Raw genomic sequence first — 17,324 nt, forward strand, 5'->3', positions numbered from 1 at the left:
AATTTAAGAGAGTATGACAATGGCAAAAGATGTGAATTTTGGCACAACTGCCCGTGAAAAGATGATTAATGGTGTAAATATTTTGGCAGATGCTGTCAAAGTAACCTTAGGTCCTAAGGGTCGTAATGTCGTGATTGATAAGTCTTTTGGTGCACCTACCATCACCAAAGATGGTGTGTCGGTCGCCAAAGAGATTGAGCTTGAAGACAAATTTGAAAACATGGGTGCTGCACTGGTGCGTGAAGTTGCCTCTAAGACGAACGACATCGCAGGTGATGGCACGACGACCGCTACCGTACTTGCCCAAGCCATCCTAACTGAGGGCATGAAGACGGTTGCTGCTGGCATGAACCCAATGGATTTAAAGCGTGGTATTGATAAGGCGACTCGTGTTGCCGTTGAGCAAATCCACGAGCTGTCTACACCAGCAGATGACTTCAAGGCGATTGCTCAGGTCGGTTCAATCTCGGCCAACTCTGATACTAAAATCGGTGAACTGATCAGTGAGGCGATGAAGACTGTTGGTAAGCAGGGTGTGATTACTGTTGAAGAGGGTTCAGGTTTTGAAGATGCACTTGAAGTGGTTGAGGGCATGCAGTTCGACCGTGGTTATATCAGCCCATACTTTGCTAATAAGCAAGATACTTTGACTTGTGAGTTTGACAACCCATACATCTTGCTGGTTGATAAAAAGATTTCTAACATTCGTGAAATCGTGCCTTTACTAGAGCAAGTCATGCAGACTTCACGCCCACTGCTCATCATCGCTGAAGATGTTGAAAATGAAGCATTAGCAACTTTGGTAGTGAATAATTTGCGTGGTGGTCTAAAAGCATGTGCGGTCAAGGCACCTGGCTTTGGCGATCGTCGTAAAGCGATGCTTCAAGACATCGCCATCTTGACAGGCGGTACCGTAATCTCAGAAGAAGTGGGTCTAAGCCTAGAGACTGCGACTGTGGAGCATTTGGGTACTGCCAAAAAGATTACCGTTGGTAAAGAAAACACCGTCATCGTTGATGGTGCAGGTGATAAAGCACAAATTGATGGTCGAGTAGAAGCGATCAAACGCCAAATTGAAGAGTCTACTTCTGACTATGACAAAGAGAAACTTCAAGAGCGTGTTGCCAAGCTTTCTGGCGGTGTTGCTGTTATTAAAGTTGGTGCCGCAACTGAAACAGAAATGAAAGAGAAAAAAGACCGTGTTGATGATGCCTTGCATGCCACTCGTGCAGCCGTAGAAGAGGGTATTGTGCCAGGCGGTGGCGTGGCATTGGTTCGTGCCTTGGCAGCATTGGCTGACCTAAAAGGTGATAATGACGACCAAAATGCAGGTATCAATATCTTGCGTCGTGCGATGGAGGCACCACTGCGTCAAATCGTTACCAATGCAGGCGACGAAGCTTCTGTTATTGTCAACCAGGTGAAAAATGGCTCTGGCAACTATGGCTATAACGCAGCAACAGGCGAATACGGCGATATGCTTGAGATGGGAATCCTAGATCCTGCTAAAGTAACTCGCTCAGCATTAGAACACGCTGCCAGCGTCGCAGGTCTGATGCTTACCACTGAGGTAATGATTACGGATAAGCCAGCACCAGAAGCACCAATGCCAGCTGGCATGGGCGGCATGGGCGGCATGGGCGGCATGATGTAATGACCATCAGTTTCACTCATGAACCAATCTTTAAAATCCCCCAATCATTACTGGGGGATTTTTTATTGATCAATTCTTGTTTGGGATTAATGTTGTCATCATGACTTCTGGCTGTCTTAAAAAAAATTGATGACATCTCTTACGGTCGTGTTAGAGTGTTCATTGGGGTAATTCATCAGCATGTCGTGTGCTGTGATGACTGCATTATTTTTTAAAAAAGAAAGTGTTTTTTAAACTCATCTACTGCCATGAGAATCATAGAGCTACAACAAGCATTTGCAGCACATGGTCTTAACTTAACCATTACCAAAAAGCAAATTAAAAATATTAATATTCGTGTCAGACCGTCAGAATGTTTCGTCAGTGTGCCATCTTACATGCAAGAACAGGATGTGATAAAAGTGGTATTTGGGAGATTGGCATGGACGATGCGAGCGAATGAAAGGCTGCATCATAGGCAAATCAATCGGCGTCAATGCATGACAACCTTGTGGGGAGAAGTGATGGATCTGCCTGAGGATGCAGAGGGTGTGGAGGCGATTTATCGTCAGCATTTAAAGAAAAAAATTCCAAAACTCATGGCAAAATGGCAACCCATTGTCGGTGAATATGCAGATGAGGTTCGCTTGCGTAAAATGACGACCCGATGGGGGAGCTGTAATACGCATCAGCGACGGATATGGCTTTCGACATATTTGGCGGGCTATCCTTATGAGTGTGCTGAATATGTTTTTGTGCATGAGTTGTGCCATTTGATACATGCCAATCATGGCGTGCATTTTTGGGCGGAGGTAGAACGAGCCATGCCAGATTACAAAAGGTGGCATGACTTATTAAAAGGTGTGAAGACAAAGGCTTGTGATTAATCATCACCACGCTTTTTAGCGTCGTCATCAAGTGCTGCTCTAAAAATCTTACTAAGTAAGTGTATGTCATCGACGCGTGCATAATTGAGTCTTGTGATGAAAGCAAGGCGACGGTGTGGGCCAGATTCGGCAAGTGGTATGGCTTTGATTTCATGGGAGTTGTTGAGTTGATGCAATGCCATTTTGGGTACCAGTGTTGTCCCCATGCCAGCAAGTGCCATCTGAATGATGGTATTGAGACTGGCATCAGAAAAGCTTGACTTGATTTCACTCTTATTCATTTGGCAGACAGACAGCACCTGATCAGTTAGACAATGACCTTCACCAAGTAGCAAGAGGTTGGTTTTATGCAAATCGCTGCTGGTGATGTGTTTGAGGTTTGCATCGACCCCCTCTTTTGGAAAAATGGCAAAAAAATCTTCTGCCCAAAATTCAAAGGTGTGCAGACCATCGATGGGGTAAGGTAGGGCGATGATTGCTGTATCAATATGACCATATCGAACTTGATCAATGAGTCTCTCGGTTTGTTTTTCGGTGATGGAGAGCTCAAAATTTGGATAATTGGCTTTAAGAGTGGGTAATACTTTTGGCAATAAATAAGGTGCGACAGTAGGAATGATGCCGATACTAAGCGGATAGGCAAGGGGTATCTGATGGCTGTGTGCACGCGTCATTAAATCATTAATCTCACTAAACACATGTCGAGCTCTATCCAAAATCTCTTGACCGATTGGAGTGATGAGTACTTGTTTGTTATTGCGTTCAAATATTTGTGTGTCAAGTTGTTTTTCAAGCTCGGCAATGCCTAAGCTCAAAGCAGATTGGGAGATGTTGCACTCTTCAGAAGCTCGCTTGAAGTGCTTGTGTTTGGCAACCGCCAGTGCAAATTCTAATTGGCGTAGTGTGATCATAAAGCACTCCCATTCATGTGTCATTGAGGTTTTGTCGTTGGGTGATCAAAACTTTTATCGTCCAAATTGTGCTGAAACTGTTTTGTTTGTTGATGTGTATCAATGTGTCATCATGAATATATTTTACACCCAAGTTTTATAAAACAAAACAAAATAATTAAAACTTTTAACTGTATTGGTTCGACTTTTTTGTTATCATGGGCAGGTGCAGTAATTAAGTCTTACTGTTTTCACAAATTTTTTTAAAATAAAAGGTGTTATCATGACTGCAATCATCAATCAGCACATTCCTGAATTTACTACCGAAGCTTTTGTTAATGGTGAGTTTAAGACCATTTCTAGCGCCGATGTCAAAGGCAAGTGGGCGGTATTCATGTTTTATCCGCACGACTTCACTTTTGTTTGCCCAACAGAGTTAGAGGACATGGCTGATCATTATGAAGAGCTGCAAGGTTTGGGTGTGGAAGTGTATGCCGTATCTACCGACACACATTTTGTTCATAAGGCGTGGCATGATGCTTCACCTGCGATTGCTAAGGTCAAATATCCAATGCTTGGCGACGGTACAGGTGAGATTACTCGTGGTTTTAATGTCATGATTGAAGGTCAGCACGCTGCTTTGCGTGGTACTTTCTTGGTTGATCCAGATGGCTTGATCAAAGTGGCTGAAATTCACGACTTGGGCATTGGTCGCTCTGTCAAAGACTTGATTCGTAAAGTCAAGGCCGCCCAATATGTGCGTGACAACGATGGTGAAGTGTGTCCAGCAGCATGGGAAGCAGGTCAGCAAACTCTTAAGCCTAGCTTGGATTTGGTCGGCAAGATCTGATTTATCCAATAAAAAATCGCTCCAATGAGAGCGATTTTTTTATTATTCCATAAAGCTTGGGCTTTAAATTAAGCTTTTTTGGAATGGCTGTCATGCCTTGCTTTGTAGGTATGTGAATAATTCGTCTTTTAATGCGAGCTTTTTACGCTTCAACCCTTCAATTTCATCACTGCGACTGGTGTGAGCGACTGGGTCGTTTTCAAGGTTGTTGATTTCTTCATCAAGTTCATTGTGAGCATCAAATAATTTGATAAAATGTAGGTCGTTTTCTGTTTTTAGTTTGGTGATGAGTTCACGATATTCTGGAAACACGAAAATTCTCCTTAATTGGTTGAAAGTTACCACAAGTTGTGGCGACATCTTTATATTATCAAGAACGCCCCACATTCGCAAGCGATAAAATAACTATTTATGGACATCAGATGATTAAAGACCGATCTGATCCATCTGTTAAATTGAGCTTTAATAATCTTAATGTTTAAAATTCTTAATTTTTCATTTGTTGATGCTGTGTTTATAATGGCGCCATCAAAAAAATTGATGGCATTAATTAATTAAGGTGGTAACTATGTTAGATCAATCTTTGCTTGATGCTGTAACATCTTGCAGCACTCATATGACTCAGCCAATCCAAATCGTCATCGGTCAAGGTGAACATGCTAAGCGTGCCGAACTGATCGATTTTCTTGAACAAATTGCTCAATGTTCAGATAAAATCATCTTTGACAAAACGATGGAGGATGCTCACTTATCCGCCATAAGCTTTAAAATTGTTGCGCAGAACAAAGACACGGGCATTGTGTTTGGTGGCATTCCAGGGGGGCATGAATTCACCTCTCTCATTTTGGCAATTTTGCAAGCAGGCGGTCATCAGATCAAACTTGATGAGGGCATTCAGGACTTGGTTAAGCGTATTCGACAACCACTCAAATTCCAAACCTTTGTATCGCTATCTTGCCATAATTGTCCAGAGGTGGTTCAGGCGTTGAATCAGTTTGCCTTGCTGAATGATGGCATCACTCATGAGATGATTGATGGCGGTGTGTTTCCTGATCTTGTAAAAGCCAATAACATTCAAGGAGTGCCTGCGGTATTTTTAGACGGTAAGCCGTTTTTAAATGGTAAGGTGGACACTGCTCGCATCATTGATAAATTACAATCCCAGCACACTGACTTGTTTTTTGAAAAAGAAGTTGAGCAGCTTGCCATGCAAGATGTTACCGTCATTGGTGGTGGACCTGCTGGGGTTGCCGCATCCATCTATACCGCTCGTAAAGGTCTGAAAGTAACATTGGTTGCCGACCGTATCGGTGGTCAAGTCAAGGATACCCAAGACATTGAGAATTTGATTTCTGTTCCGCTTACGCACGGCGATCAGCTGGCAACCAATCTTGCCACGCACATCAAGGCATACGACATTACTGTCAAGGAACATGTGAGTGTGTCATCGATTGATGAAGTGAAAGATGGCTATCAAGTAAGATTAAATACCAAAGAAAGCTGGTTGAGTCGCACCATCATCGTAGCGACAGGTGCAAAATGGCGTAAGCTGGGCGTTAAAGGTGAAGATGAATATGTTGGCAATGGTGTGGCCTACTGCCCCCATTGTGATGGGCCATTCTTTAAAGATAAGCCTGTGGCAGTCGTTGGTGGCGGTAATTCGGGCATAGAAGCAGCGTTAGATTTGGCAGGCATTGTCAAGCATGTTACTGTGCTAGAATTTGGAGATAAATTGCGTGCTGATCAAGTTTTGGTAGATAAAGCCAAGGCTCGTGATAACATTACCATCATCAACAATGCTGCCACAACACAAATCACAGCACAAGACGGTAAAGTCAATGGGCTGATTTATGAAGACAGAATGTCTGGAAATGAAGTAACCTTACCACTGTCGGCAGTATTTGTACAAATCGGTTTGGTGCCAAATTCCGAGGTTGTTAAAGGCTTGGTGACCGTGACGGAACATGGTGAGATTGAAATTGATGCCAAATGTCGCACCAATAAAGCGGGGATTTTTGCTTGTGGTGATGTAACGACTGTGCCATATAAGCAAATCAACATCGCCATGGGAGAGGGTTCCAAAGCTGGTCTATCCGCCTTTGAATATCTGATGATGACTTAAACACCAGTCTTTTGCTTCAAAAATCTTTAATCCATGACAGGATTAAAGATTTTTTTAGTTAATCAGCTGTATGTGTTGAAGAGATATCCTTTTTGGCATCGTGCAGGAGTTGATGAAGTATTTTTTCCATTGCTTTTGGAACGCCCAGGTTTTCATGGTCTTTTTGCCAAATAAAGTCAGCATGAATCGCTTTTAAACTTTGATTGATTTGGCTGTAAGATGTCTCATCAACATCAATAAGTACTGGTGATAAATGCCAGTGAAAGTGTGTGAGTGTGTGTTTGATGGTTGTGGGTGTATTGAGTGTCAAATTTGGCAGACCATCAAGGACTTGTCTTTCAGCAAGGCTTGGTGCTTGAGTGTTGTCGGTCATCTCGTGAGCATTCTTGACTTGATCAAGGCTGATTGGTGATTGATTTGATTGATGATTGGTCATGATCAAGGGAAAGGCATACAGACCGTCCCATATGCCACCATTATTATTGCGTTTGATCCATAAAAATTGCCCATCATGACATATGGCAAGAGCCAAAGAATGTCGGTGTGGCTTGCTGACCTTTTTGGCTTTAACAGGATAGGCTGTGGGACAACCTTCTTGATGAGCTGTGCAGTCGGCAGATAATGGACAGAGGGTGCAGTTGGGGCGTGTGCGAGTGCAGATGGTCGCTCCCAAGTCCATTATTGCTTGGGCGTATTTGCCACTGTCTTGTATGGGAGTGAGTGTGTCGGCGAGTTTCCACAGTTCTTTGTCGGTGGCAGATTTGCTGATGTCGCCATCAATGCCCGCCCAGCGTGTCAGCACTCGCTTAACATTGCCATCGCAGATCACACCGCGACCACGCACGCCCATTGCCACAATCGCTCCTGCTGTGGAGCGACCCACGCCGCTGATGCTTTGCCAGTCGTCGGTTGTTTGTGGAAAATCGCCTGTTTTTTCAATAAAATCAACAACTTGCTTAGCACCTTTATGTAGGTTTCTAGCACGAGCATAGTAGCCAAGCCCTGCCCATAGTGTTGCCACCTCATTCCAGTCGGCGACTGCCAATTGCTCAACCGTATCAAATTTTTTCATAAATTTTTCAAAATACTTTAAGACGGTTGCTACTTGGGTTTGTTGAAGCATGATTTCAGATAACCATACGGCATAAATGTTGGCCGTAGCGTTATGATGATATTGCCAGGGGAGATTATGACGGCCATGTGCCTCAAACCAAGTCAGTAGCCGTGGTGCAAAAGTATGATGATTCATGAGTATTGGTGATGTCAAAAAAGTGCTTCATGGGGGTGATGGAGGATTTTTTCATCAAATATTTAAAAAAAATATCACATGATCATCACGCCCTGATTTTTTACATGGTTTTTGTTATAATGGACGCATGAGACTATTATCTGTATTGAAGATCTTTGCTTGTGTTTTTTTGTATCATCCGACCACTCATGCGACGAGTGTGGCGGTGGTCAAGGGTGATTTTTCACAAGGCTTTAATGATGCTTTTATTGAGTGTCGGCAACATTTTTATGAAGGGGTTGCACCGATGCTAATCGGTGATCGGGGTAAAAAACTCAATCAAAAGATTGATGCTCTTTGTTTTGATGGCTTTGCGGTATTGCACTCTGGCGTATCTCGTACGCCATTATGGTCGGCGGAATACCTGACTCGAACACGCATTGAACAAGCAAGAAAGCTGGTAAGAAAAGACAGTTTTCGTGTGGAGACAAGACTGCCACACGATCGCAGGGCAGGGCTGTCTGATTATAGTCGTTCAGGTTTTGATAGGGGTCATCTTGCACCAAATGGCGACATGGCAGATGCTAATACTCAGTATGAAAGTTTTAGCCTGGCTAACATCGCTCCACAAAACGGCACGCATAATCGTAACATATGGCGGCACATTGAGTCAATCACTCGTAGAATGACCATGCAACATGGTAGGGTTTATGTGGTAACTGGCGTGGTATTTGATGGTCATGCTGTTTCTCGGATCGGTGGGCGTGTGCTGGTGCCAAGTCATTTTTTTAAGGCGATATACATTCCAAGTCTCAATCAAGCAGGGGTTTACTACTCTCCCAATGCGGAAAACTCTAGCCATGAAATCATCAGCTTGGCCGAACTTGCTCACCGCACTGGGATTGACGCCATGCCAAACCTACCTGCATCTGTGCAAAACAGTGCTAAATTACCACGACTTGCTACTGATGGCACCATCATGCCTGACAAACCTAAGGATAGCTTGGATGACATTAATCTCAATAGCATTCAAGGTTGGGTATTGCTATTGATTGAAATTTTTAAATATATGACGAGTGCCTTAAATAAATAAAGTGTGTGCTCATTTAGCAAGGAGAAATGATGGAAATTTTTCAAAATGATCATGAAGTGCTTACGATTGGTAATTTAACCATCGAAAATCAGCTGGATAAAATCATCATTCATGGTGATGTTGAGATTGGTAGAGATGGTGTGGGTCGTATGCAGGCACAAGCACTCTATGACTTTGCTTGGCATCTCATCAAGACATTCGACGGTTTGCCAGATGTGCCTGTCAGTGAGTCATCAACGACACAGTCAGATACTACCATCAATCCTTTTGTTTGACACGACATCAAATCCAGACGCTCAATTAATGTTTGCTTTTCATTTGTGGCTTGGTTATAATGATTTAACAGTTCACAGTTGTTCTCAGATTGTGTTTAAACATGTATTATGGTAAAAATGTTAGGGAGTATTTATGAAACGATTGGCTAAATTTGCTGCCGTAAGCTTAGGCATGGTCATCTCAACAGCAGCTTTGGCAAATAATGATGCCATTGTCGGTACTTGGAAAATGAGTGAAAAAGGCGAAGAAAAAGCCATCATTAAAATCACAAAAGTAGGCGATGGGTACCAAGCGGTGATGACAAAAGGCTTGACAAAAAAAGCCCAAAAGCGTGAAGGTGCGACTGTCATTAAAGACATTAAGCCACAAGGTAGTGGCAAGTATGCAGGTAAAGGTAAGCACCCAACCCTACCCATTTCAGGCACTGCCAACATCACTCTAAATGGCAACAACATCACTATTAGTAGTCGTGCAGGCACGCAAGTCGGTGTCCGCTACACAAAATAATCCCAAAAAAATACCCCATGTTCTTCGGTCTTCGGGGTATTTTTTTTAGCTAAGTATTCCCTATGCTTTACAGTGCTTGTTCGTCCATCTCACCTGTGCGAATGCGGATGACATTCTCAATGGGTGTCACAAAAATTTTACCGTCGCCAATCTTTCCTGTGTTGGCGGCCTTAATGATGGCTTCGATGATGGCATCAACCAAGGCATCTGCACAGGCGATTTCTATTTTAATTTTTGGTAAAAAATCCACCACATATTCTGCACCACGGTACATCTCTGTATGACCTTTTTGGCGACCAAAGCCTTTAACCTCGGTGATGGTGATGCCCGTAATGCCAATTTCCGAGAGTGCCTCACGCACATCGTCTAATTTGAATGGCTTAATGATTGCTGAGACTAATTTCATGAAAATGTTTCCTTGGCGGATGAGTCGGATTGGTTGATGATTCTTGCTACCAATTATACCGCCAAATGTCAAAAAAATACAATATTCATTCTGTGAAATTCTGCTACAATAAGCCATGGTCTTATAATCAAAGTGAGTGAGTGATGGAGCAAATTAACCCAACAGGTAAATCTTATGTGGTGATTGGACTGGGCAGTTCTGGATTGTCTGCGGTGAATTTTTTGCAGTCTTGCGGACATCGTGTGATGGTGGTCGATGAAAAGTTGACTCCAAGCCTTGCAGCAAAGCTGCCACAAGGGGTGGCGACTTCTTTTGGTAGCATTGATGAGCAGGTCTTGTTATCGGCAGACACAATCGTCATCAGCCCAGGGGTTGACCCTCGTCAAGATGCCATCAGAGCTGCCAAATCAGCTGGCATTGCTGTGATCAGTGATGTGCAGCTGTTCATTGATGCCCTGCGTGAACGAGATGTTCATTTGGGTCTGTCAACGCCCATCATTGCCATCACAGGTTCAAACGCCAAATCTACCGTTACCACGCTTGTGGGTGAGATGGCGAGAGTGGCTGGCAGAGTCGTTGGTGTGGGTGGAAATATCGGCACGCCAGCCATTGAGTTGCTAGACATTGAAGGCATGCAGCTTGCTGTATTGGAGCTGTCAAGTTTCCAGCTTGAACACATCAGCAAGCTGGGTGCTGGCGTGGCAACCATCTTGAACATTTCACCTGACCATTTGGATCGTCATGGCGATATGGCTGGCTATTTGGCACAAAAATTGCGAATTTTTGATGAGGTGCAATCAGCCGTCATCTGCCTTGATGACTCAAACCTTGCTAAATCCTGCCGAGAAATGATCGATGATGCATCGCCAAAAGCAGCAATCATCACCACAAGCGGACTGATTGATAATGAGTGTCATGCAGACTTTTGCCTGATTAACAAAGACGGGGTGATTTGGCTATGTCATGATGATGAATTGCTACTGTCTGCTGATGAGTTATTGATTAAAGGTAAGCATAATTTACTTAACGCCTTGTCTGCTTTGGCGATTGGTCGGGCAGTAGGCTTGGACATTCCAAGCATGCTCAAGGCATTAAAGGCATTTAAGGGGCTGCCACATCGCTGTGAATATGTGGATGAGGTGGCTGGCAAGGCGTATTTTAACGATTCAAAAGGTACGAATATCGGTTCAACTTTGGCCGCCATTGAGGGGTTGGGTGCGGTATATGGTCGGCGTTCATTGGCACTGATTCTGGGGGGGTTGGGCAAGGGGCAAGATTTTAGTGAATTGACTGATTCACTTGATATCTATGCACACGCCATTTATCTCATCGGAGCGGATGCAGACATCATTGAGCAGGGGCTTGCCACTAAGTCATCGCTAACCAGTCGCATTCATCAAACTGGCACGATGCAAGCAGCAGTAGATGCCGCCAGCCAAAGTGATGCTGGTGCTGTCCTATTATCACCTGCGTGTGCAAGCTTTGATCAATTTGTTAGCTATGCGGATAGAGGCGATCAGTTCGTGGCCATGGTTCATCAGCTAAAAAATACCTAACCCATCCAATGCCTTATGGTGTGCTTACACGACTTTTGGTCTCTTGATTGCTAGGCGTGTGATCTGAGTAACTTTAAACACGCAACTGAATGGGGCATGGGCAGACATGGTATCCCATCGCTGGTGTCATCAGGCAGTCTGAGTGATGGGTAAATTTAAGAAAGTGTCTATGATGGACCAAAAGTCGTTTATAATAGCCGTCTAATCTTTAAAATTCATTTCATCAAAGTTGTTTAAGGTCATGCCTGCAGTTTTTCAAAAGTTGTCCATGTCATATTTGCCATCAGCACGCACAACGCTCATCGTGTGCCTGGGGCTTTTATTATCATTGAGTTTGTTGATGATTGCATCAGCGTCCATTCCCTATGCTTTAAGCAAAGGGATTTATCCCATGCGGTTTTTTTGGTCGCAGGCACTGTACATGATCATTGGTATGATGGCAGCTGCTGTGGTGTATCATTTGCCTTTGAAATTCTATTGTCGATTCAATGGCATTTTAGCCTTATGGTATATGGTGGTAGGAATGCTCATTCTTACTGCCCTCATCGCCACACCCATCAATGGTGCAAAGCGTTGGTTGAGTTTTGCTGGATTTAGCTGGCAGGCTGCCGAATTTGCCAAGATGGTCATGGCCATGGTTGCATCAGAATATGCGGTGCGTCGTTCTGCTGACATGCGTGATAGCATTCTGACGGGCTGGCGGTTGTTCGTTTGGTATGTGCCAGTTTTGGCGTTGTTGATTTTTCAGCCTGATTATGGTTCGGTGGTGGTGATTGTGGCGACTTTACTGGTCATTGCTTGGGTGGCTGGCTCACCACTCAAAGACTATGTGGTGATTGTCATGATTACCGCCTTAATCATCATGCTGGGCATTTTGCTTGCAGGATATCGTCGTGAACGCTTGTTTTCTTTTTTGAATCCATTTGATGACATGCAAAATTCTGATTATCAGCTGTCTAGAAGTTTGATTGCTTTTGGTCGAGGGCAGCTCACGGGTGTGGGCTATGGTGACGGTATCCAAAAATTGTCACATCTGCCTGAAGCACACACCGACTTTATCTTAGCGATTACTGGCGAAGAGTTGGGTTTTTTTGGGGTATCTTTGGTATTGTTATTAGAAGCACTGGTGGTATTGTCCATCAGTGCCATCAGTTATGCTGCCCTAAAACGCCGACAACTGCGTCTTAGTTATATGACGGCAGGCTTTGCGGCGGTGATTTTTGGTCAGGTGTTGATCAATGCAGGCATGAATATGGGCATGTTGCCTACCAAAGGATTGACCATGCCATTTTATAGCTATGGAGGTTCGTCGATGTTGGTGAGCTTGATGATGATTGGAATGATTTTAAAAATTGATAAGGAGAGTGTCAATATTGAGCGAGCAGGGCAAAGTCGTAATTATTGATGTTTGGGTATTTATTCGGTCATGCCCAGACTGGATTTGTGCATTAGTGGCTGATGATTCCAGTGCTTGATGGCAAATTGTAGTATCTCATCTACGGTGCCTGTTGACATGTCATCAGCGATGGGTTGTTTTAGTAGCGTTAAGGCTTGAATCAGCAAATCGCTGGGTCTGGTGTTCTTAATGGGCTTGGCGAGATTTTGTTTGGAGAGTTTTTGCCCATTTTGGTTATGCAATAAAGGCAGATGATAAAAATGGTCTGCCACAGGCAGGTTGGCGATATGATTGATGGCAATCTGTGCCACTGTCATGGGCATGATGTCAAGACCACGCATGACATGACTGATGTTTTGAAGTCCGTCATCAATTGAGCAAGCAAAGATGTAGTTCATCATGCCGTTTTGGCGTTTGATGACGACATCACCCAAGCTTTTGGCAGGATTGTCCCAAATGACTCCTTGAATGCCATCATAAAATGCACCAAACACATCGGGTAAGCATAGACGGATTTTACTGTTTGCTTGATGCCTGTCATGATGGCGATGCAGGCAAATTCTAGGATAAATCAATGGTGTGTTTAGGCTTTCGGTGTTGACCATCTGCATGAGTATGTCATTAGCAACCAAGGGTGTGTCGGTGTTTTTGGGGTGTTGCCTAAAATATTCGGTCAGTTGTTTGCGAGAGCATTGGCATGCATAAGTCAAAGGTTTGATACGATCCATGAATTCATCATAAATCGCCATTCTTTGCGATTGAAATGTCACATCGCCATTCCAATGCAGTCCTAAGTTTTCTAGGTCTTGTAGGATGGAAGTGGTGTACTGTGCTTTACAGCGTTCAAAATCCACATCTTCAATGCGTAGCAACCAAATACCACCCAATGACTTTATCTGACAAAAGCTCGCCACAGCGGTTGTGAGCGAGCCTAAATGTAAATGTCCTGTTGGAGAGGGTGCAAATCGCCCAATGATGGGTCGATGGTTTGGTGTACTGATCATCAGCCTAAATTTTGTTTTTCTTTCATTTCAGAGAGTGTTTTACAATCAATACACTGTGTGGCGGTTGGGCGAGCTTCTAGGCGTTTTAGACCAATTTCTGTACCACAAGTTTCACAGTAGCCATAATCACCTGTTTGAATTTCAGCGATGGATTTGTCAATTTTTCGAATCAGTTTGCGTTCGCGATCACGAGTACGCAACGCTAAGGCAAATTCTTCTTCTTGGGTTGCCCTGTCATTGATATCTGCCATTGCTCCTGTTTCTTCATTGATGTAATCTTTGGTGCGTTCTGCTTCTGACATGAGTTCTTCTTTCCAAGCAAGTAACAAGGTCTGAAAGTGTGCCAATTGTTCCTCTGACATGTATTCTTCGTCTTTGCCTGCTTGATAAGGTGAAAAAATCTTAGTAGCCATGCAATGAATGATCCTTTAAAGTTTATTGTGATTGGTGGATTGGTGGATTGGTGATATGATGACATCAAATCACATCGGTGTTGTCGCCAAACATGATCAAGCGGATTAAATAAGCCATCATGGTCTCATGATTTGGCGCTTATCAGCCTTGATTCATCATGGGTAAAACTGATGAGGTGTTTGGCTTGAAAATAGAAAATTAACTAAAATTAACTGATAAACAAACCGTCTAATTTTGGACTCTTTTAATACAAGTTTCTAGGGTTTTTTTGTTGCAAATTTGTATCAAACGAAATCCAGCGGCAACATCATCAATTGCAAAATCATCTTGATGTGGGCGAAACTGTCTGGAAACGGCAGGACAAGTATGCAATGTTTTACCATCTATTTGCAAGCTGTGTGCTTGATGTACATGACCGCATAGTACGGCTTTAACACCATCGTAAGGAGCGATTGTTCGCCAAAAATCATCACCATTACTTAGCATATGAGCATCAATCCATGCCGAACCAACAGGTTGTGGGTGGTGATGCAAGGCAATGATGGTGGGTGTATGGTCGGATAAGTGAATTTGTAAAAATTGCATCTCATCTGATGACAGCCTGCCGTGTATTTTGCCATTGATTGTAGAGTTGAGTGTCAAGATCTGCCAAGTGGTGTCGGTCATTTCAATGGTTAGACGATGATGCCTGATGAGTCTGTCATCGGCTTTGATGGGTAGGAATTGGCGTTCGTTAAACGGTCGTTCATGTCCCATCTCTTGTGTAACATCATGATTGCCCATCATGCACAGGTAGGGAATGTTGGTTTGATGAAGGGTTTTGAATAACCAGTCGTACCCATCTGTCTTGCCGTCATTCACCAAGTCGCCAGTCAGAAGCAATAAGTCTGGCGAATGTGCAACTGCAAGCTTCAACACCTTTAAAAACCCATCAAAACTTCGCCCATCTGATAAATGTAGGTCGCTAAGCTGGGCAATGCTGAATGTGTCTTGGTGATGAATGAGGTTCACGCCTGATTGCTCTTATGAAATTTATGATGAACAAGTAATAAAAAAAACACCAATGCCAAGGTTAAGACAATGGCAAGACCTGTCTGCACATCAAGCAAAACGCTTCCCCAAATGCCCACCGTTACCCCAACCTGCGCCAAAATCATTGCAATCAAGACCATCTGACGAGGAGAAAACGAAAGCAGGCGAGCGCTTAACGCAGGTAAAATGAGTAGTCCGCTGATGAGCAAGCTGCCGACCGCTTGCAAGGCAATCGCACAAAAACCCGCCAACAGTCCCATAAAAAAAATCTGCTGTCGTAAAGGCTTGATGCCTGCAATCTGAGCGAGCGGTTCGGAGCTGGCAAGCTTGATTTGAGCGTCCCAAATCCAAACCAAGAAAGCACCCCCCATCAGTATCATCATGCCAAGAGCTGGTAGGTCGTTCCAGTCAATGTCAAGCAGACTGCCAAACAAAAATCCCAAAACATTCGCCTGTTGCTGAGTCAGTTGAGTGAGAGTGAGCAATCCAAGACAAAGCAAAGTTGCGGCAGCAGCAGACAGCGTGGCATCATTCGGCAGTTTTTTGTCATTGGTGAATATCAGAGCAATCACTACAGACATGCTAACGATGCCAATGCCAATATTGGTAGATAGGTTTAACCAAGAGGCCATCGCTACACCAAGCAATGCCCCATGAGCAAGCGTGTCAGCAAAAAAAGCCATGCGTCTCCATAATACCAAGCAGCCAAGTGGTGCTGACAACAAAGCAAGCAACGAACCTGCAATCCATGCGGGTGCAATGATGGGTAGCCATGTGGTCATAAAATGTCCTCATGATCATGTTGATGACAATCGTTGGTATGCTGGCAGTGGTCGTGATGATGAATGTAAGGCTGAAAATGCCCAAACAAACGATGAAATTCAGGTGTTGAGGCAATCTGACTTGGCACACCCTGGCAACAAATGTGTTTATTAAGGCATATCACACGCTTTGAGCCTTTCATTACCCAATATAAGTCATGCGACACAACCAGCATGGCACATGCCAAAAAGTCAGGCAATTCATCAATAAAGTGATATAGCCAGCTTTCGGCATCTGGATCCAAGCCTTGCATGGGTTCATCTAAGATGAGCAACTGTGGTTTGTCAAGCAGGGCTCTTGCCAACAGTACACGCTGTGTTTCTCCGCCAGACAGATTTGCCAACTGTTTATTAATGAGTGGTGCGATGGATAATTTTTCCAAGATGAATGCTTTTTGGTCGGCATTCAGTCGTCTTTTATTGGCTTGGTTAAGCAAGTCTTGGACGCGCAAAGGCAGAATCTGAGGTATGCCAAATTTTTGTGGGACATAGCTAAGATTTGTTGCTGTTGTGTGAATGTGTCCAGAAGTGGGCTTTAATAAGCCCAAGATGATTTTGACTAGGGTGGACTTTCCTGCACCATTAGGGCCGATCAAGCTGACCATTTCGCCAGCATATAAGTCAAAAGACACATCGCTAAGCAATGTTGTGCCTGATGCTTGGTATCCAATGTTGCGTAGACCAAGCAATGCGTTATTGTTGGCAATCACGACAAGTGCCTTTTAGCTCAATGATGGTCTGTAATACAGCGAATCGAGCGTCATTTTTAGCAAAGTTAATGATGTCATTAACAGGCAGATTGCTACATTCTTCTACCTTGCTGCAAGACTGACAAATCAAAAAAGCCGCTGCGTGCTTTGAGCGTGGATGGCAACATGGTACATACGCATTTAGTGAGCTTAGCTGATGAATCAAGCCTTCGCTTAATAAAAAATCAAGCGACCGATAGATGGTGGGGGGAGCAATATTTTTGGAGGCGACCCCATTTTTTTGGCGAGAAGCTTGTAGGGCACTGATCAAATCATACGCCCCCATAGGTCTGTCTGATGCCAAAATTAAAGCATATACCTCTTCACGCAGTGGCGTGAATCGAACGCCTTGTGCCTTGCAATGTGCCTTAGCTTCAATAATGCGTTCATTGACATCCTGATGGTGGACATCGTGGTGATGGTCGCAGGTGCAGGTGTGTGATGATGTTGTCATGATGCG

The 17,324-nt window shown here is 43.9% G+C and carries 19 protein-coding genes; 9 read left to right on the plus strand and 10 right to left on the minus strand.

The features are described 5' to 3' along the window. The first annotated feature begins 19 nt into the window (after positions 1 to 19). Both groL and M2R47_RS03240 read left to right on the plus strand, forming a co-directional pair. Positions 20 to 1,654 (plus strand): chaperonin GroEL, encoded by a 1,635-nt coding sequence (gene groL, locus M2R47_RS03235; RefSeq protein WP_249099047.1) that lies wholly within the window; start codon positions 20 to 22, stop codon positions 1,652 to 1,654. 248 nt (positions 1,655 to 1,902) lie between these two features. Further along, positions 1,903 to 2,520 carry a M48 family metallopeptidase gene (locus tag M2R47_RS03240; protein WP_249098875.1) on the plus strand — a complete coding sequence of 206 codons (618 nt, stop codon included), beginning with the start codon at positions 1,903 to 1,905 and terminating at the stop codon, positions 2,518 to 2,520. On the opposite strand, the gene M2R47_RS03245 is transcribed toward M2R47_RS03240, so the two are convergent. Further along, the gene (locus M2R47_RS03245) at positions 2,517 to 3,431 is read right to left on the minus strand and encodes a hydrogen peroxide-inducible genes activator (RefSeq protein ID WP_249098878.1); all 915 of its coding nucleotides are present in this window, start codon (positions 3,429 to 3,431) and stop codon (positions 2,517 to 2,519) included. The genes M2R47_RS03240 and M2R47_RS03245 overlap by 4 nt on opposite strands. A gap of 262 nt (positions 3,432 to 3,693) precedes the next feature. On the opposite strand from M2R47_RS03245, the gene ahpC reads away from it, so the two are divergent. Next, the gene (ahpC, locus tag M2R47_RS03250; protein WP_249098881.1) at positions 3,694 to 4,260 is read left to right on the plus strand and encodes an alkyl hydroperoxide reductase subunit C; all 567 of its coding nucleotides are present in this window, start codon (positions 3,694 to 3,696) and stop codon (positions 4,258 to 4,260) included. A gap of 90 nt (positions 4,261 to 4,350) precedes the next feature. Here ahpC and M2R47_RS03255 read toward each other — a convergent pair whose 3' ends face one another. After that, positions 4,351 to 4,572, minus strand: a complete 222-nt coding sequence (locus tag M2R47_RS03255; RefSeq protein ID WP_249098883.1) for an HP1242/YdcH family protein — start codon at positions 4,570 to 4,572, stop codon at positions 4,351 to 4,353. A 256-nt stretch (positions 4,573 to 4,828) separates the two neighbouring features. Here M2R47_RS03255 and ahpF point away from each other — a divergent pair, with 256 nt between their 5' ends. Next, positions 4,829 to 6,382, plus strand: coding sequence for an alkyl hydroperoxide reductase subunit F (ahpF, locus tag M2R47_RS03260; RefSeq protein ID WP_249098886.1), 1,554 nt, complete (start codon positions 4,829 to 4,831; stop codon positions 6,380 to 6,382). Positions 6,383 to 6,440: 58 nt separating this feature from the next. Here the strand turns inward: ahpF and mutY are convergent, their stop codons facing one another. Next, positions 6,441 to 7,631: an A/G-specific adenine glycosylase gene (gene mutY, locus M2R47_RS03265; protein WP_249098888.1), complete on the minus strand. Its 1,191-nt coding sequence runs from the start codon at positions 7,629 to 7,631 to the stop codon at positions 6,441 to 6,443. A 127-nt stretch (positions 7,632 to 7,758) separates the two neighbouring features. On the opposite strand from mutY, the gene M2R47_RS03270 reads away from it, so the two are divergent. The 3 genes from M2R47_RS03270 (at position 7,759) to M2R47_RS03280 (ending at position 9,486) form a co-directional block, all read left to right on the plus strand. Continuing rightward, positions 7,759 to 8,703 carry a DNA/RNA non-specific endonuclease gene (locus tag M2R47_RS03270; protein WP_249098890.1) on the plus strand — a complete coding sequence of 315 codons (945 nt, stop codon included), beginning with the start codon at positions 7,759 to 7,761 and terminating at the stop codon, positions 8,701 to 8,703. 26 nt (positions 8,704 to 8,729) lie between these two features. Next, positions 8,730 to 8,978, plus strand: coding sequence for a hypothetical protein (locus M2R47_RS03275; protein WP_249098893.1), 249 nt, complete (start codon positions 8,730 to 8,732; stop codon positions 8,976 to 8,978). A 133-nt stretch (positions 8,979 to 9,111) separates the two neighbouring features. Beyond that, on the plus strand, positions 9,112 to 9,486 hold the full coding sequence (locus M2R47_RS03280) for a DUF2147 domain-containing protein (RefSeq protein WP_249098896.1): 375 nt from the start codon (positions 9,112 to 9,114) through the stop codon (positions 9,484 to 9,486). A 67-nt stretch (positions 9,487 to 9,553) separates the two neighbouring features. Here M2R47_RS03280 and glnK read toward each other — a convergent pair whose 3' ends face one another. After that, on the minus strand, positions 9,554 to 9,892 hold the full coding sequence (gene glnK / locus M2R47_RS03285; protein WP_249098898.1) for a P-II family nitrogen regulator: 339 nt from the start codon (positions 9,890 to 9,892) through the stop codon (positions 9,554 to 9,556). Between the two features lie 143 nt (positions 9,893 to 10,035). Between glnK and murD the strand changes: the two genes are divergently transcribed. Continuing rightward, positions 10,036 to 11,448 carry a UDP-N-acetylmuramoyl-L-alanine--D-glutamate ligase gene (murD, locus tag M2R47_RS03290; RefSeq protein WP_249098901.1) on the plus strand — a complete coding sequence of 471 codons (1,413 nt, stop codon included), beginning with the start codon at positions 10,036 to 10,038 and terminating at the stop codon, positions 11,446 to 11,448. Positions 11,449 to 11,716: 268 nt separating this feature from the next. Beyond that, a complete protein-coding gene (locus tag M2R47_RS03295; protein ID WP_249098904.1) occupies positions 11,717 to 12,853 on the plus strand; it encodes a peptidoglycan glycosyltransferase FtsW in 1,137 nt (378 codons plus the stop codon). 11 nt (positions 12,854 to 12,864) lie between these two features. On the opposite strand, the gene gluQRS is transcribed toward M2R47_RS03295, so the two are convergent. The 6 genes from gluQRS to M2R47_RS03325 all read right to left on the minus strand — a co-directional run bounded on the left by gluQRS (position 12,865) and on the right by M2R47_RS03325 (position 17,318). Further along, positions 12,865 to 13,848 (minus strand): tRNA glutamyl-Q(34) synthetase GluQRS, encoded by a 984-nt coding sequence (gene gluQRS, locus M2R47_RS03300; protein WP_249098908.1) that lies wholly within the window; start codon positions 13,846 to 13,848, stop codon positions 12,865 to 12,867. Further along, complete coding sequence (gene dksA / locus M2R47_RS03305) at positions 13,848 to 14,261, minus strand: RNA polymerase-binding protein DksA (RefSeq protein ID WP_249098911.1); 414 nt, start codon at positions 14,259 to 14,261, stop codon at positions 13,848 to 13,850. Before dksA ends, gluQRS begins: the two co-directional genes overlap by 1 nt. A 229-nt stretch (positions 14,262 to 14,490) precedes the next feature. Next, the gene (locus M2R47_RS03310; protein ID WP_249098913.1) at positions 14,491 to 15,273 is read right to left on the minus strand and encodes a metallophosphoesterase; all 783 of its coding nucleotides are present in this window, start codon (positions 15,271 to 15,273) and stop codon (positions 14,491 to 14,493) included. Further along, positions 15,270 to 16,076 (minus strand): metal ABC transporter permease, encoded by an 807-nt coding sequence (locus M2R47_RS03315; protein ID WP_249098918.1) that lies wholly within the window; start codon positions 16,074 to 16,076, stop codon positions 15,270 to 15,272. Before M2R47_RS03315 ends, M2R47_RS03310 begins: the two co-directional genes overlap by 4 nt. Then, complete coding sequence (locus M2R47_RS03320; RefSeq protein WP_407068762.1) at positions 16,073 to 16,825, minus strand: metal ABC transporter ATP-binding protein; 753 nt, start codon at positions 16,823 to 16,825, stop codon at positions 16,073 to 16,075. The genes M2R47_RS03315 and M2R47_RS03320 overlap by 4 nt, the downstream gene beginning before the upstream one ends. Next, positions 16,809 to 17,318: a Fur family transcriptional regulator gene (locus M2R47_RS03325; RefSeq protein ID WP_249098921.1), complete on the minus strand. Its 510-nt coding sequence runs from the start codon at positions 17,316 to 17,318 to the stop codon at positions 16,809 to 16,811. The genes M2R47_RS03320 and M2R47_RS03325 overlap by 17 nt, the downstream gene beginning before the upstream one ends. Positions 17,319 to 17,324: the final 6 nt, after the last annotated feature.

This window comes from Moraxella oculi (genome assembly GCF_023336735.1).
Lineage (GTDB): Bacteria > Pseudomonadota > Gammaproteobacteria > Pseudomonadales > Moraxellaceae > Moraxella > Moraxella oculi.

Excerpts from the sequence above, each read along its gene's own strand:
- M2R47_RS03295 (WP_249098904.1), top strand. The coding sequence starts at position 11,717 with ATGTCATATTTGCCATCAGCACGCACAACGCTCATCGTGTGCCTGGGG.
- dksA (WP_249098911.1), bottom strand. The coding sequence starts at position 14,261 with ATGGCTACTAAGATTTTTTCACCTTATCAAGCAGGCAAAGACGAAGAA.
- ahpC (WP_249098881.1), top strand. The coding sequence starts at position 3,694 with ATGACTGCAATCATCAATCAGCACATTCCTGAATTTACTACCGAAGCT.
- M2R47_RS03280 (WP_249098896.1), top strand. The coding sequence starts at position 9,112 with ATGAAACGATTGGCTAAATTTGCTGCCGTAAGCTTAGGCATGGTCATC.
- mutY (WP_249098888.1), bottom strand. The coding sequence starts at position 7,631 with ATGAATCATCATACTTTTGCACCACGGCTACTGACTTGGTTTGAGGCA.
- M2R47_RS03275 (WP_249098893.1), top strand. The coding sequence starts at position 8,730 with ATGATGGAAATTTTTCAAAATGATCATGAAGTGCTTACGATTGGTAAT.
- M2R47_RS03325 (WP_249098921.1), bottom strand. The coding sequence starts at position 17,318 with ATGACAACATCATCACACACCTGCACCTGCGACCATCACCACGATGTC.
- M2R47_RS03240 (WP_249098875.1), top strand. The coding sequence starts at position 1,903 with ATGAGAATCATAGAGCTACAACAAGCATTTGCAGCACATGGTCTTAAC.
- ahpF (WP_249098886.1), top strand. The coding sequence starts at position 4,829 with ATGTTAGATCAATCTTTGCTTGATGCTGTAACATCTTGCAGCACTCAT.
- M2R47_RS03270 (WP_249098890.1), top strand. The coding sequence starts at position 7,759 with ATGAGACTATTATCTGTATTGAAGATCTTTGCTTGTGTTTTTTTGTAT.
- M2R47_RS03315 (WP_249098918.1), bottom strand. The coding sequence starts at position 16,076 with ATGACCACATGGCTACCCATCATTGCACCCGCATGGATTGCAGGTTCG.
- gluQRS (WP_249098908.1), bottom strand. The coding sequence starts at position 13,848 with ATGATCAGTACACCAAACCATCGACCCATCATTGGGCGATTTGCACCC.
- M2R47_RS03245 (WP_249098878.1), bottom strand. The coding sequence starts at position 3,431 with ATGATCACACTACGCCAATTAGAATTTGCACTGGCGGTTGCCAAACAC.
- groL (WP_249099047.1), top strand. The coding sequence starts at position 20 with ATGGCAAAAGATGTGAATTTTGGCACAACTGCCCGTGAAAAGATGATT.
- glnK (WP_249098898.1), bottom strand. The coding sequence starts at position 9,892 with ATGAAATTAGTCTCAGCAATCATTAAGCCATTCAAATTAGACGATGTG.
- murD (WP_249098901.1), top strand. The coding sequence starts at position 10,036 with ATGGAGCAAATTAACCCAACAGGTAAATCTTATGTGGTGATTGGACTG.